The 14,531-nt window shown below is 73.8% G+C and carries 11 protein-coding genes; 4 read left to right on the top strand and 7 right to left on the bottom strand.

Annotated elements, in window-relative coordinates; genetic code table 11:
• Positions 1 to 54: 54 nt before the first annotated feature.
• A complete protein-coding gene (locus tag LCE31_RS25140; RefSeq protein WP_225017894.1) occupies positions 55 to 2,229 on the top strand; it encodes a 3-hydroxyacyl-CoA dehydrogenase NAD-binding domain-containing protein in 2,175 nt (724 codons plus the stop codon).
• Between the two features lie 187 nt (positions 2,230 to 2,416).
• Here the strand turns inward: LCE31_RS25140 and LCE31_RS25135 are convergent, their stop codons facing one another.
• Both LCE31_RS25135 and LCE31_RS25130 read right to left on the bottom strand, forming a co-directional pair.
• Positions 2,417 to 3,190: a MerR family transcriptional regulator gene (locus LCE31_RS25135; RefSeq protein ID WP_225017892.1), complete on the bottom strand. Its 774-nt coding sequence runs from the start codon at positions 3,188 to 3,190 to the stop codon at positions 2,417 to 2,419.
• Between the two features lie 119 nt (positions 3,191 to 3,309).
• Positions 3,310 to 4,419, bottom strand: coding sequence for a LacI family DNA-binding transcriptional regulator (locus LCE31_RS25130; RefSeq protein WP_225017890.1), 1,110 nt, complete (start codon positions 4,417 to 4,419; stop codon positions 3,310 to 3,312).
• Positions 4,420 to 4,539: 120 nt separating this feature from the next.
• On the opposite strand from LCE31_RS25130, the gene LCE31_RS25125 reads away from it, so the two are divergent.
• Complete coding sequence (locus LCE31_RS25125) at positions 4,540 to 6,177, top strand: ABC-F family ATP-binding cassette domain-containing protein (RefSeq protein WP_225017888.1); 1,638 nt, start codon at positions 4,540 to 4,542, stop codon at positions 6,175 to 6,177.
• Positions 6,178 to 6,243: 66 nt separating this feature from the next.
• Here the strand turns inward: LCE31_RS25125 and LCE31_RS25120 are convergent, their stop codons facing one another.
• Both LCE31_RS25120 and LCE31_RS25115 read right to left on the bottom strand, forming a co-directional pair.
• Positions 6,244 to 6,540 (bottom strand): DUF4190 domain-containing protein, encoded by a 297-nt coding sequence (locus LCE31_RS25120; RefSeq protein ID WP_225017886.1) that lies wholly within the window; start codon positions 6,538 to 6,540, stop codon positions 6,244 to 6,246.
• Between the two features lie 374 nt (positions 6,541 to 6,914).
• Positions 6,915 to 9,335: a Tex family protein gene (locus LCE31_RS25115; protein WP_225017899.1), complete on the bottom strand. Its 2,421-nt coding sequence runs from the start codon at positions 9,333 to 9,335 to the stop codon at positions 6,915 to 6,917.
• A 404-nt stretch (positions 9,336 to 9,739) separates the two neighbouring features.
• Here LCE31_RS25115 and LCE31_RS25110 point away from each other — a divergent pair, with 404 nt between their 5' ends.
• On the top strand, positions 9,740 to 10,213 hold the full coding sequence (locus LCE31_RS25110; RefSeq protein WP_225017884.1) for an ATP-binding protein: 474 nt from the start codon (positions 9,740 to 9,742) through the stop codon (positions 10,211 to 10,213).
• On the opposite strand, the gene idi is transcribed toward LCE31_RS25110, so the two are convergent.
• The 3 genes from idi to galE form a co-directional block, all read right to left on the bottom strand.
• On the bottom strand, positions 10,179 to 10,772 hold the full coding sequence (gene idi / locus LCE31_RS25105) for an isopentenyl-diphosphate Delta-isomerase (protein ID WP_225017882.1): 594 nt from the start codon (positions 10,770 to 10,772) through the stop codon (positions 10,179 to 10,181). The genes LCE31_RS25110 and idi overlap by 35 nt on opposite strands.
• A gap of 210 nt (positions 10,773 to 10,982) precedes the next feature.
• A complete protein-coding gene (locus LCE31_RS25100; RefSeq protein ID WP_225017880.1) occupies positions 10,983 to 11,918 on the bottom strand; it encodes a cation diffusion facilitator family transporter in 936 nt (311 codons plus the stop codon).
• A 139-nt stretch (positions 11,919 to 12,057) separates the two neighbouring features.
• Complete coding sequence (gene galE / locus LCE31_RS25095) at positions 12,058 to 13,044, bottom strand: UDP-glucose 4-epimerase GalE (RefSeq protein ID WP_225017878.1); 987 nt, start codon at positions 13,042 to 13,044, stop codon at positions 12,058 to 12,060.
• 343 nt (positions 13,045 to 13,387) lie between these two features.
• Here galE and LCE31_RS25090 point away from each other — a divergent pair.
• A partial coding sequence (locus LCE31_RS25090; protein ID WP_225017896.1) for a CDP-alcohol phosphatidyltransferase family protein occupies positions 13,388 to 14,531 on the top strand: 1,144 nt, incomplete at its 3' end.

Below are 14,531 nucleotides of genomic sequence, written 5' to 3'. Positions count from 1 at the left end.
CCGCCGGGCCCGCCCCCTACCGTCACCCCCACACGTCCGCAACGGAGCCGCAGCATGAGCGAGTCCACCACCATCCGCTGGGAGCAGGACGAGACCGGCGTCGTCACCCTCGTCCTCGACGACCCCGGCCAGTCCGCCAACACCATGAACGACGCGTTCCGCGCGTCGCTCGGCGCCGTCGCCGACCGTATCGAGGCCGAACGGGACACCGTGCGCGGCGTCATCTTCACCTCCGCGAAGAAGACCTTCTTCGCGGGCGGCGAACTCAGGGAACTCATCCAACTCCGCCCGCACCACGCGCAGCAGGTCTTCGAGCGCGGCATGGAGATGAAACGCGCCCTGCGCCGCATCGAGACACTCGGCAAGCCCGTTGTCGCCGCCCTCAACGGCGCCGCGCTCGGCGGCGGTTACGAGATCGCGCTCGCCTGCCACCACCGCGTCGCGCTGGACGCACCCGGCTCGCGCATCGGGCTGCCCGAAGTCACGCTCGGCCTGCTGCCGGGCTCGGGCGGGGTCGTACGCACCGTGCGGCTGCTCGGCGTGGCCGACGCGCTGCTGAAGGTGCTTCTCCAGGGCACCCGCTACACGCCGCGCCGGGCCCTCGACGCCGGTCTCGTGCACGAGGTCGCCGAGACGCGCGAGTCCATGTTCGCCAGGGCGCACGCCTACATCGACGCGCACCCCGAGTCCCACCAGCCGTGGGACACACCGGGCTACCGCCTGCCCGGCGGCACCCCCGCGGACCCGCGCTTCGCCGCGACCCTGCCGGCCCCCCCCGCCACCCTGAAGAAGCAGACCTCCGGCGCACCGCTGCCCGCGCCCCGCGACATCCTCGCGGCGGCCGTCGAGGGCTGCCAGGTGGACTTCGACACGGCCCAGGCGATCGAGTCGCGCTACTTCGCGGGCCTGGCGACCGGGCAGACCGCGAAGAACATGATCCAGGGGTTCTTCTTCGACCTCCAGGCCGTCAACTCCGGTGCGAGCAGGCCCGCGGACATCCCCCGGGGCACGGTCCGCAGGGTCGCCGTGCTCGGTGCCGGGATGATGGGCGCGGGCATCGCCCACGCCTGCGCCCGCGCCGGCCTCGACGTCGTGCTCAAGGACGTCAGCCGCGAGGCCGCCGGGAAGGGCAGGGACCACGCGGCGAGACTGCTCGCCAAGGCCGTGGCAAGGGGACGTACGACTGAGGCGGAACGCGACCTCGTCCTCGGCCGGATCACCCCCACCGGGGACCTGGCCGACCTGGCGGGCTGCGACGCCGTCATCGAGGCCGTCTTCGAGGACACCGCGCTCAAGCACAAGGTGTTCCAGGAGGCTCAGGAGGTCGTCGCGCCCGACGCGCTGCTGTGCTCCAACACCTCAACCCTGCCCATCACGGAGCTCGCCGGGGGCGTCGACCGCCCGGCGGACTTCGTCGGCCTGCACTTCTTCTCGCCCGTCGACAGGATGCCGCTGGTCGAGATCATCAAGGGCCGGGAGACCGGCGACGCGGCACTCGCCCGCGCCTTCGACCTGGTCCGCCAGATCCGCAAGACGCCGGTCGTCGTGGGCGACTCGCGCGGGTTCTTCACCTCGCGGGTCATCGGGCAGTTCCTCAACGAGGGCGTCGCGATGGTCGGCGAGGGCATCGAGCCCGCGTCCGTCGAGCAGGCGGCGGCGCAGGCCGGCTACCCGGCCAAGGTGCTCGCCCTGATGGACGAGCTGACGCTGACCCTGCCGCGGAAGATCCGCGGCGAGGCACGGCGTGCCGTCGAGGACGCGGGCGGTGTCTGGGCCCCGCACCCCGCCGACGCCGTCGTGGACCGGATGGTCGACGACTTCGGCCGGGGCGGCAGGTCGGCGGGTGCCGGGTTCTACGAGTACGGTCCTGACGGTGCCCGCACCCGGCTGTGGCCCGGGCTGCGCGAACACTTCACCGGGGAGGGCGTGGAGATCCCGTTCGACGACCTGCGGGAGCGGATGCTCTTCGCGGAGGCGCTCGACGCCGTCCGCTGTCTGGACGAGGGCGTCCTCACCTCCGTCGCCGACGCCAACGTCGGCTCGCTGCTCGGCATCGGATTCCCCGCGTGGACCGGCGGTGTCCTCCAGTACATCAACGGGTACGAGGGCGGCCTGCCCGGCTTCGTGGCCCGCGCCGGGGAACTGGCGGAGCGCTACGGCGCACGGTTCGAGCCCCCGGCCGCCCTGACGGCCAAGGCGGAACGGGGGGAGACCTTCACCGACGGGTGAGCGGCACCGAGTGACGGCCCGGGTGCGTGGGAGGTGCGGCCCCGGGACGGGCGGCGGGTCGGTCTGCCCGGGTGCGCCGGATGTGGGGCGCGGGACGGACCGCGGGGGATCGGCCGACCCGGACCTCGGGCCTCGGGCCTCGGTCGGGGCCCGTGACCCGGCGCCCGCCCCCCCGGCACGGAACGGGTCACGGTGCCGGAGGAGGGTCCGCCTCGCCCGCGAGGTCCCGCAGTTCCGCCGTGAGGGACCGCTGGAACGCCGTCACCAGCGCCTGCAACACCACAGGCCGCAGGGGCTCGGACAGGGAGCGCAGCGCGGCGGCCCGGTCGTCGGCGTCCTCGTCGTCATCCCGGTAGGGCTCCCACACGTCGTCGCGGAAGAGACGCGTCAGTTCGTGGGCCGCCGCCCTCGTGTGCTCCAGCAGCACCGCGCGGGCCGCGAGGATCGTCTCGCGTGCGATCGGCACGTCCAGCAGTTCCACCCCCAGGCGCAACAGCCCCGGGTCCACCAGGAATTCACCGGGCGCGTCGGACGCCACCGTCAGCGCGCCCATCGCCGTCAGCCGTTCGACGTCGTCGTCGGCCAGCGCCCGTCCCGCCCTGCGCTCCAGCTCGCCGCGCGTCGCACGCTCCGCCTTGCCGGGGGCCCAGGAGGAGACGAGCGCCCGGTGGATCGCGAGGCCGTGCGCGTCCAGGCCGGCCGGCAGCCGGTCCACGTACCGCTCGATCGCCGCGAGCGTCATCCCCTGGCCCCGCAACTCCTCGATCAGCGCGAGCCTCGACAGGTGCCCGGGACCGTAGCGGCCGACCCTGCGCGGGCCCAGCTCCGGTGGCGGCAGCAGGCCGCGCGTCGAGTAGAACCGCACCGTCCGCACGCTCACCCCGGCCCGTGCCGCGAGCTCGTCCACGGTGAACGTCCGCCGTCCGCCGTCCTCGTCCGCCCCGGCGCCCCGGCCCGCCATCGCCGCGCCCCGCCTTCCGCCGTACGTCCCCGTCCCGGGCACTTCGTCCCGGCAGTATCGCCGGACCGCGGCCCGCGGGGGAAGCCCCGTCCGCCGCGGGCGGCCCGGCGGGCGCGCGGTCAGGCCGTGGGCCGCCGCACCAGCGCCGTCCGCATGATCACCGAGTCACCGTCGGGCGCCGTCGCCGGCGGGCCGTCCGCACCGTCCTCCGCCACAAGGCTCCCGCCCGTCTCAAGACCCCGCAGCAGCAGCCGAGCCATCAGCCGGCCCTGCCCCTCCACGTCCTGCCGTACGGTCGTCAGCGGGGGGTCGGTCGACTCCGCCACCGAGTCCATGTCGTCGAAGCCCACCAGCGCCACATCGTCGGGGACCCGGCGGCCCCGCTCCTTGAGGACGCGCAGCGCGCCGGACGCCATCAGGTCGTTCGCCGCGAACACCGCGTCCAGATCGGGCCTGCGCTCCAGCAGCTCCGCCATCGCGCGCGCCCCGCTCTCCGGTGTGAACGCGCCCTGCGCGAGCAGCGTGCCGTCGTACGACGTGCCGAGCGCGTCCCGGTAGCCGTCGAGCCGGTCCGTGCCCGACGTCTGGTCGAGCGGTCCCGCGATGTGCGCGATCCGGGTGCGGCCCAGGTCGCGCAGGAGCTGGACGGCCACGCGCGCGCCGTCCCTGTTGTCCGCGTCCACGTACGGCACGGCCTGCCGGTCGGGCGCCGCCGTCCACACCGGGCGTCCGCCGTACACCGTCGGGATGCCGGCCCGCCGTGTGATGGCGGGGATCGGGTCCTCGGTGTGCAGCGAGAACGCCAGCGCGCCGTCGACGTGGCCGCCGGCGAGATAGCGCGACACCCGGTCGAAGTCGCCGCTCGCCTCCACCAGCATCAGCACCAACTGGGTGTCGTTCGCCGTGAGTTCCTTGCTGATGCCGCGGATCTGGCGGAAGAAGAACGGGTCGGAGAAGATCCGTACCTCGGGCTCGGGGATGATCACGGCCACCGCCCCGGTGCGCCGCGTGACCAGCGTGCGCGCCGCGTGGTTCGGGACGTACCCGAGCTCCTCGACGGCCCGGTGCACCTTGTCGGCCAGCGACGGGCGCACGCCGGTGCTGCCGTTGACCACCCGGGAGACCGTCGCACGTGAGACGCCCGCGCGTGCCGCGACGGCCTCCAGCGTCGGGCGGAGACCTGACGGTGGTCCCGACCCGGCGGGGACCTGCGGGGACGTGTCGGGCACGGTGCGCTCCTCGGCTGGGGATGCGGGACAGCCTAGTTCCTGTGGCCGCCCATGATCGGGCCGGGCCGCGCGGATATCCGGCTGCCGGCGCCGCGTACGCCCGTTAGGATCGTCCGCCTGATGACTGCCACGCTCGTAGCCAAAGCCCTCGCCGCAGGTCATGGGGCGCGCTCCCTGTTCTCCGGTCTCGATCTCGTCGTCGCGCCCGGCGATGTGATCGGGCTCGTCGGTGTCAACGGCGCCGGCAAGTCGACCCTCCTGCGCCTGCTGGCGGGACTCGACACACCGGAGGAGGGCACGCTCTCCCTGTCCCCGCCGACCGCGACGGTGGGCCACCTGCCCCAGGAGCCGGAGAGACGCCCGGGCGAGAGCGTACGGACGTTCCTCGCGCGCCGCACCGGCGTCGCGGACGCGCAGCTGGCGCTGGACGCGGCCACGGACGCGCTGGTGGAGGCCGCGCCGGGCGCGGACGACGCGTACGCGGCGAGCCTGGAGCGGTGGCTCGCACTCGGCGGCGCCGATCTGGAGGAGCGCGCCGAGGAGACCGCGGCGGCCCTCGGCCTGACCGTCGGCCCCGACCAGCCGATGACCACGCTCTCCGGCGGCCAGGCCGCCCGCGCGTCACTCGCCTCGCTGCTGCTCTCCCGCTACGACGTCTTCCTCCTGGACGAGCCCACCAACGACCTCGACCTGGACGGCCTCGAACGCCTCGAGCAGTTCGTGCGCGGCCTGCGCGCGGGCACCGTCGTCGTCAGCCACGACCGCGAGTTCCTGGCCCGCACCGCCACCAAGGTCCTCGAACTCGACCTGGCCCAGCAGCGGACCGCGCTCTACGGCGGCGGCTACGAGGCCTATCTGGAAGAGCGCGAGAGGGCACGCAGGCATGCCCGCGAGGAGTACGAGGAGTACGCCGACCGGCGGTCCTCCCTCCAGACGCGCGCCCTCACCCAGCGGGCGTGGATGGAGAAGGGCGTCAAGAACGCGCGCAGGAAGGCGCCCGACAACGACAAGATCGGCCGCAAGTTCCGCACCGAGGCCACCGAGAAACAGGCCGCGAAGGCCCGGCAGACGGAGCGGCTGATCGAGCGCCTGGACGTGGTGGAGGAGCCGCGCAAGGAGTGGGAGCTGCGGATGGAGATCGCCGCGGCCGACCGCTCGGGCGCGGTCGTCGCGACCCTCAACGGCGCCGAGGTGCGCCGGGGCGCCTTCCGCCTCGGACCCGTCACCCTCCAGATCGACCGGACGGACCGCGTCGCCATCACCGGGCCCAACGGGTCGGGGAAGACCACACTGCTCGGCGCACTGCTCGGCCGGGTCCCGCTGGACGCGGGCCTCGCCACACTCGGCTCGGGTGTCGTGGTGGGCGAAGTCGACCAGGCGCGGCGGCTGTTCCTCGGTACGGACACCCTGCTGGACGCCTTCCGCGCGGCCGTACCCGATACCGAGCCCGTCGAACTGCGCACCCTGCTCGCCAAGTTCGGGCTGAAATCGGACCACCTGACGCGTCCGGCCACCACCCTGTCGCCGGGGGAGAGGACCCGCGCCGCACTCGCCCTCCTCCAGGGCAGGGGGGTCAACCTGCTGGTCCTGGACGAGCCGACCAACCACCTCGACCTCGCGGCCATCGAGCAGCTGGAATCGGCCCTCGACTCCTACGACGGCACACTGCTGCTGGTCACCCACGACCGCAGGATGCTGACCGCTGTGCGCACCACACGGCGGCTCGACGTGCGCGAGGGCCGTGTCACGGAGCGCTGACCCGCACGCGTGACACGGCCCTCTCCCTCGTCCCGCCCGGTGCGAGGGGTTGTGGCGCCGCCGACGTCACCTCAGGTGCGACACGACGAAGGCGACGAAGATCGCGGTCAGGACGAGCCCGACGATGCCGAGGACCAAGCCCGCCTTGGCCGTTCCGGCGTTGGTGGCCTCACCGCGCAGCACGCGCCTGCGTCCCACCACACCGAAGACCACCGCGAGCACACCGAGGACCAGCCCCACCGGCCAGTACCACGACAGCACCACACCGATGATGCCGAGGACGAGGGCCGCGGTCCCCAGGCCGCCCCGCCCGGAGTGTGCCGCCGCGCCGTGCGAGGCGCCGCCGGATGTATAGCTCGCCATGAAAGTCCCCTTCCGCCAGGTCCCGTTGGGTACCGCACAGTCCGGCTACCCGGGGTTCTCCGGGACACGCGTGCCGCGGTGGGATCGGTCACGCTTCCTTCACGCGGCGGGGGGGGGGGGGGGGGGGGGGGGGGGGGGGGGGGGGGGGGGGGGGGGGGGGGGCCGGGGGGGGCCGCGGGCCCGGCCCCGCCCGCCCCCCCGCCCCCCCCGCGCCGCGCCCGCCGCGGCGCCGGGCCCCCCCCCCCCCCCCCCCCCCCCCCCCCGCCCCGCCCCCCCCCCCCCCCCCCCCCCCCCCCCCCCCCCCCCCCCCACCCCTCGTTCCCGCTCATCGCCACCCGTTCCGCGTTCTTCCGGGGGCGTGTGGTGTTCCCTTCTCAGCGCTCCTTGCCGAGGAGCCCCGCGCGGCGCAGCGCGTCCGCCATGGCGCTGTTGGCGGGCGCGGGCGCCTGGCGGCGCTGGCCGCCGCCGTTGCCCCCACCGCCGGCACCCTGGCCGCCGCCGCCCCGCGGCGCGCCACCGCGCCGGTCGCGCCCGCCGCCCTGGCGCTGCTGCGGCGCGCGACCGCCCGCGCCCTTGGCACGCTCCCGGCCGCCGCCCTCGGCGCGGCCCGCCGTCGCGGCCGGCTCGTCGTCCAGCCGGAGTGTCAGCGAGATCCGCTTGCGCGGGATGTCCACGTCGAGCACCTTGACCCGGACCACATCGCCCGACTTCACCACGTCACGCGGGTCCTTCACGAACGTCCGCGACATGGCGGACACGTGCACCAGGCCGTCCTGGTGCACGCCGATGTCCACGAACGCGCCGAAGGCTGCCACATTGGTGACCACGCCCTCCAGGATCATCTCGGGGGACAGGTCGCCGATCTTCTCGACGCCCTCCTTGAACGTGGCCGTCTTGAACGCCGGCCGCGGGTCGCGCCCCGGCTTCTCCAGCTCGCGCAGGATGTCCGTGACCGTCGGCAGGCCGACCGCGTCGTTCACGAAATCGCCCGGCCTCAGCGACCGCAGCACCGAGGTGTTGCCGATCAGGGCGGCGACCTCGGTGCCTGTCGTCTTCACCATCGTCCGCACCACCGGGTACGACTCGGGGTGCACGCTGGAGGCGTCCAGCGGGTCCTCGCCCTCGCGGATGCGCAGGAAGCCCGCACACTGCTCATACGCCTTCGGGCCGAGCCGCGCCACGTCCTTGAGAGCCTTGCGCGAGCTGAACGGGCCATGCGTGTCACGGTGGTTGACGATGTTCTCCGCGAGGCCCGAGCTGATGCCGGAGACCCGCGACAGCAGCGGGGCCGAGGCGGTGTTCACGTCCACCCCGACACCGTTGACGCAGTCCTCGACGACCGCGTCCAGCGAGCGCGACAGCTTCACCTCGGACAGGTCGTGCTGGTACTGGCCCACGCCGATCGACTTCGGATCGATCTTGACCAGCTCGGCCAGCGGGTCCTGGAGCCTGCGCGCGATGGAGACCGCGCCGCGCAGCGACACGTCCATGCCCGGCAGTTCCTGCGAGGCGAAAGCGGACGCCGAATACACCGACGCGCCCGCCTCCGACACCATCACCCTGGTGAGCTTCAGCTCCGGGTGCCCGGCGATGAGCTGCTCGGCGAGCTTGTCGGTCTCGCGGGACGCCGTCCCGTTGCCGATCGCGATCAGCTCGACCGCGTGCTCCTTCGCGAGCTTCGCGAGGGTGGCGAGCGCCGCGTCCCACTTGTTGGCGGGCACGTGCGGGTAGATCGTGTCCGTCGCGACGACTTTCCCCGTCGCGTCCACCACGGCGACCTTCACGCCCGTACGGAAACCGGGGTCGAGGCCCAGAGTCGCGCGGGTGCCCGCGGGGGCGGCGAGGAGCAGGTCGCGCAGGTTCGACGCGAAGACGCGCACCGCCTCGTCCTCGGCGGCGGTGCGCAGCCGCAGCCGCAGGTCGATGCCGAGATGGACGAGGACCCGGGTGCGCCACGCCCAGCGCACCGTGTCGGCAAGCCACTTGTCGGCGGGCCGCCCCCGGTCCGCGATCCCGAAGCGCCGCGCGATCATGTTCTCGTACGTGCTCGGGCCCGGCTCGCCGGACGGCTCCTCCGGCTCCATGGTGAGGTCGAGGATCTCCTCCTTCTCACCGCGGAACATCGCGAGCACCCGGTGCGACGGCAGTTCCGTGAACGGCTCGGAGAAGTCGAAGTAGTCGGCGAACTTGGCGCCCGCCTCCTCCTTGCCCTCGCGGACCTTCGCGGCCAGCCTGCCGTGCGTCCACATCCGCTCGCGGACCTCGCCGATCAGGTCGGCGTCCTCCGAGAACCGCTCCGTCAGGATGGCCCGGGCGCCCTCAAGGGCCGCCGCCACGTCGGCCACGCCCTTGTCCGCGTCGACGAACGGGGCCGCCGCAGCGGCCGGTTCGGCCGACGGGTCGCCGAGCAGGCCCTCGGCGAGCGGTTCGAGTCCGGCCTCGCGGGCGATCTGCGCCTTGGTGCGCCGCTTGGGCTTGAAGGGCAGATAGATGTCCTCCAGACGGGCCTTGGTGTCGGCGGCCCGCAGCCGGGTCTCCAGCTCGTCGTCCAGCTTGCCCTGTTCGCGCACCGACTCCAGGACCGCCGTGCGGCGCTCCTCCAGTTCGCGCAGATAGCGCAGCCGCTCCTCCAGGGTCCGCAGCTGCGCGTCGTCGAGCATCTCGGTCGCTTCCTTGCGGTAGCGCGCGATGAACGGGACGGTCGAGCCGCCGTCGAGCAGCGCCACGGCCGCCTCGACCTGCCGCTCCCGTACGCCGAGTTCCCCGGCGATCCTGCCTTCGATGGACGTCGTCACTGTCACGCTCCGCTTGTGTGTCCGTTACGCGCTCTGCATTGTGGCAGGTGGCTCGGACAGTCGCGGTCGCGACAGGGGGTTCGCGCGTCGTTCTCCGTACGGATCGGCCGCGGATGCCCCGCCCCCGGCCCCTCGGCGGGGGCCGGTTCCGGCGCGGGGGAGACGGCACGGGCTGCCGCCGGAGTATGCCGGATGCGCGTGCCGCTCCCGCTTGTCCCGACAACGGACGTTTGCGAACACAATGCGAGTGCGGACGGTCGTCCGTGCGGCTTTTTCGTGCTTTCGCGGTCAGCAAACGCCGATAGCCGCTGACTTGCGTTCAGTGCCCCACCGCGCCCCACCCCGGGCCAACACTCGTGTCGCGGAAGGACAACGGGGAACGAGCCGAGGGTGGGTGCCGCAGGATGGAGAGCCGCGGGAGTGTTCCGGTCCGGCCACTGCCGTACGAGGGGGTGTGGCGCTTCACCGCCCCCGCCGTGGACGCGTCCGTGCCACGGGCGCGGCACGCCGTCCGCGACCTGCTGGTGCGCCAGGCGGTCCCCGCCGACGAGGACCTCGTGCAGATGGTCCTGCTGATCGTCTCCGAACTGGTCACCAACGCCGTACGCCACGCGGCGGTCCTCTCGCCCGAGGTCGGCGTCGAGGTGGCCGTCGGCGCCGACCGGCTCAAGGTGTCCGTCGAGGACGGCCACCCCTACCGGCCGAAGCCGCTGGAGCGCGACCAGAGCAGGGCCGGCGGACGCGGACTGCTGCTCGTGCAGGAGATCTCCCGCGAGGCCGGCGGTGCCTGCGACGTCGAGCACACCGCCGGCGGCGGAAAGGTGGTGTGGGCGGAGCTCCCGCTCACCAGCCCGACTGCGCCCCTGTCAGCTCCCTGACCGCCGGGCGCGCCGCGTCCAGGACGGTCATGAACCAGGCCGAGAACGGACCCTCCGACCACCGCTTCTCCAGCTCGGCGGGCGAGACGAACTCGTACTCCGCGATCTCCTGCGGGTCGGGTGCGGGCGTGGCCTGCACCATGCCCACGTAGAGGTGGTTGAACTCCTGCTCCACCAGACCGGACGCCGGGTCCGGGTGGTTGTAGCGGACGGTGCCGGCCTCCGCCATCAGCGAGGGGGAGACACCCAGTTCCTCGAACGTACGGCGGGCGGCGGCGGCGAATGGGGCCTCGCCCGGGTACGGGTGGCCGCAGCAGGTGTTGGACCACACGCCGGGGGAGTGGTACTTGGAAAGCGCCCGGCGCTGGATCAGCAGTCGGCCCTGCTCGTCGAAGAGGAACACGGAGAACGCCCGGTGCAACTGCCCGGGTGCCTGGTGCGCCGCGAGCTTCTCCGCGGTGCCGATCGTCCTGCCCTGCTCGTCGACGAGCTCCAGCATGATCGTTTCCTGTACGCCTGCCTGCGCGCTGTTCGCCGTGGTGACTGGTGTGGTCGGCATAACCGTCCTTCGCTTCGGGCCTCGGCCCCCAAGTCTGCCGTACAAGCACCCCGTGCCCGCACTTCGGGGGCGCGGTCATGATCCATTCCCACGATTGCCACGGGGGACACCGTCACCGCCGTGGCGCTCCCGGGGCGTGCGGAGGTGCGGGGACGGCGTGCGCGGTGCTCGCGCGCCGCGCGGCCCGCCCGGGTGGCGCGGCGCACGCCCTCAGGGGCAGAGCCGCGCCTCGTGCTCCGCGTGTCCGCCCGGCTCCAGCTGGAAGGTGCAGTGCTCCACGTCGAAGTGGTGGCCCAGGCAGCCCTGGAGGTCGTGGAGGATCTTCTCGTGGCCCACCGCGTCCAGCGCGTCCTGGTCCACGACCACGTGCGCCGAGAGCACCGGCATCCCCGAGGTGATCGTCCAGGCGTGCAGGTCGTGCACGTCGGCCACGCCCGGCATGGCGAGCATGTGGGCCCGTACCTCTCCCACATCCACCCCCTTGGGCGCCGCCTCGAGCAGCACCTCCAGCGTCTCCCGCAGCAGCTTCACCGCGCGCGGCACGATCATCACGCCGATCAGCAGGGACGCGACCGGGTCCGCGAGCTGCCACCCGGTGGCGAGGATGACGCCCGCCGAGACCAGCACGGTGAAGGACCCGACGGTGTCCGCGAGCACCTCCAGATACGCGCCGCGCACGTTCAGGCTCTCCCGCTGGCCGCGCATCAGCAGCGACAGCGAGACCGTGTTGGCCACCAGGCCGACCAGCGCGAACGCGATGGTCAGGCCGCCGCGCGTGTCCGGCGGCTCGATGAACCGCTCGACGGCCTCGTACAGCAGGAACGCGCCGACGCCGAGCAGCAGCAGGCAGTTGGCCAGGGCCGCCAGGATCTCCGCCCTGGCGTATCCGAACGTCCGGCTCTCGTCGGCGGGGCGCGCCGCGAAGTGGATCGCGAGCAGCCCCATGCCGAGCCCCAGCGCGTCCGTCGCCATGTGGCCCGCGTCCGCGATCAGCGCGAGCGACCCGGAGACCACGCCACCCGCGATCTCGACCGCGGTGACGGTCAGGGTGATGGCGAGGGCCACCCGCAGCCGGCTGCGGTACCCGGTGGTGACCGTGGAGCCCGGCGGCGCGTGGCTGTGCCCGTGATCGTGCCCTGCCCCCATGGGCCACCTCCCCGGCCGCGGCGCTGTCCCGACGACGTCAGTGAACTACGGGCAGGGGGTATCCGGCAACACGACGCTGAACACCGTTGTCATCTCATCTGACCTGCGGAAATGCTCGCAGGTCAGCGCTCCGGGAAGATCATCCGACCGCCGTCGCGGGGTGCCTCAGCCGCCATCCGTCCCAGGCCGATTCCACCATCTCGCGTACGCCGCGCGAGGCCGTCCAGCCGAGTTCCGAGGTGATCCGGTCGAGCGACGCGACGGCCGCGGGCGCGTCGCCGGGACGGCGTCCCTCCACGACCGGGGCCGCGGTGTCGCCGGTCACCTCCGCCACGACGGCCGCCAGCTCCCGCACCGAGACGCCCTCGCCGCGCCCGATGTTCACGGTCAGGTCTCCGGCGCCGCGCGCCCGGAGCGAGCGCGCCACGGCCAGGTGCGCGTCGGCCAGGTCGGCGACGTGGATGTAGTCCCTGACGCACGTGCCGTCCGGGGTCGGGTAGTCGGCGCCGAAGATCCGGGGCGCCTCGCCCCGGCTGATCCGGTCGAAGTACATCGGCACGATGTTGAAGACACCCGTGTCGGACAGCTCGGGGGAGGCCGCGCCCGCCACGTTGAAGTACCGCAGGCAGGCGGTCGCCAGCCCGTGCGCCCGGCCGGCGGCGCGCACCAGCCACTCACCGACGAGCTTCGTCTCGCCGTACGGGTTGATCGGCTCGGCCGGGGTCTCCTCGGTGATGCGGCCGTCGCCGACGACCGGGTTGCCGTACACCGCGGCGGACGACGAGAACAGGAAGTCGCGCACGCCCCCCGCCACCACCGCGTCGAGCAGCGCCGTCAGGCCCGCGACGTTCTCCCGGTAGTACCGCAGCGGCTGCTCCACCGACTCGCCGACCTGCTTCTTCCCGGCGAGGTGCACCACGCCGCTCACCCCGTGCCCGGCGATGACCCGCTGGACCAGCTCCCCGTCCGCGACCGAGCCGCGCACCAGCGGCACCTCGCCGGGCAGCCGGTCGGCGATGCCGGTCGAGAGGTCGTCAAGCACCACGGTCCGTTCGCCCGCCAGGGTCATGGAACGCACCACATGGGCTCCGATGTAGCCCGCTCCGCCTGTGATCAGCCACGTCATGCCGTCACTCTAGAGGCAGGCGGCAGGGCCCGGGCGCGGCGGGAGAGCCGGGCACCGGGGCCCCGGCGCGCCGGCCGTGGGATCTCGCGCCGGCCGCGGGGCCCGTATCAGCCGCAAGATCTCGTATCAGCCGTCGGGCCCCGTATCAGCCGCGATCTCGTATCAGCCGCGGGATCTGCGTATCAGCCGTCGGGTCCCGGACGGTTCGGACGGTCCGGACGGACAGAGCCGGGCGTCCGAGGCGTAAACGGTCGGTGAACTCGGTCTTCAGTTCATCCGATAGCCTCTGCCGACGTGCGGCAGCCCGCGCACCCCGTCTGCCAGTGCCAAGGAGTGAGTTCGTCTGTCGACCGCCATCCTCACAGGTACCCCGGTGCCCGGATCGCCGCTCGACGGCCATCTGCGGTCCCTGGGCTTCGACGTCCGCTCCGCGCAGGACGGCGCCGACGCGGCGCGCCTGCTCGCCGGCACCCCGGCCGGGGACCGGGTCGCCCTGGTCGACGCCCGGTTCGTCGGCCACCCGCACGCCCTGCGCCTCGCCCTGACCGACCCCAGGTTCCCGCTCTCGGCCACCGCGGGTGCCGTCACCGCCAAGCCGGAGGCGCGCCCCGCCCTCGTCCGCGCGCTGGACGAGGCCGCCGCAGGCCATGACGCCGCTGCCGCCGGGACGCCCGGCTCGGGCGGCGGCACGGACCTGGCCGCCGCCCCGCGCACCGGCGCGCTCGCCGACCGGGTCGCCGCCTCGCTGGAGGCCGGCGGCGCCGACGTGCACCACGCCGAGCTGGGCTCGCTGGTGGCGGCCGTCCCCGAGGACGACGCCGCGCGCGCCGAGGCGGGCCGCGCCGTCGACGCCGTCGACGACGAGGCCGTACGGCTGAAGTCCGCGGTGAAGGCCCGCGACGGCTTCTTCACCACGTTCTTCGTCTCCACCTACTCGCGCTACATCGCGCGCTGGTGCGCCCGCCGCGGCCTCACGCCCAACCAGGTCACCACCGCGTCCCTGATCACCGCCGTGATCGCCGCCGCCTGCGCGGCCACCGGGACCCGCGGCGGCTACATCGCGGCGGGCGTGCTCCTGTACTGCTCGTTCGTCCTGGACTGCACCGACGGCCAGCTCGCCCGCTACTCCCTCCAGTACTCCACGCTCGGCGCCTGGCTCGACGCCACCTTCGACCGCGCCAAGGAGTACGCGTACTACGCGGGGCGCGCCCTCGGCGCCGCGCGCGGCGGCGACGACGTCTGGGCGCTCGCGCTCGGCGCCATGGTGCTGCAGACGTGCCGGCATGTGGTCGACTTCTCGTTCAACGAGGCCCACGTAGATAGCACTCCCAGCACTCCTAGCACTCCCAGCACTCCTAGCACCCCCAGCACCCCCCGCCCCGCCGGGACCCCCCCCCCCCCGCCCCCCGGCGCCCCGCCCCCCCCCCCGGCCGGCGCGGGCCCCCCCCCCCCCGCCCGCGCCCCCCCCCGGGCCCGCGGCGGGCGGG

It is taken from the genome of Streptomyces sp. 8L (assembly GCF_020176795.1).
Taxonomy (GTDB): domain Bacteria; phylum Actinomycetota; class Actinomycetes; order Streptomycetales; family Streptomycetaceae; genus Streptomyces.
This window is presented reverse-complemented; position numbering and strand designations above follow the sequence as displayed.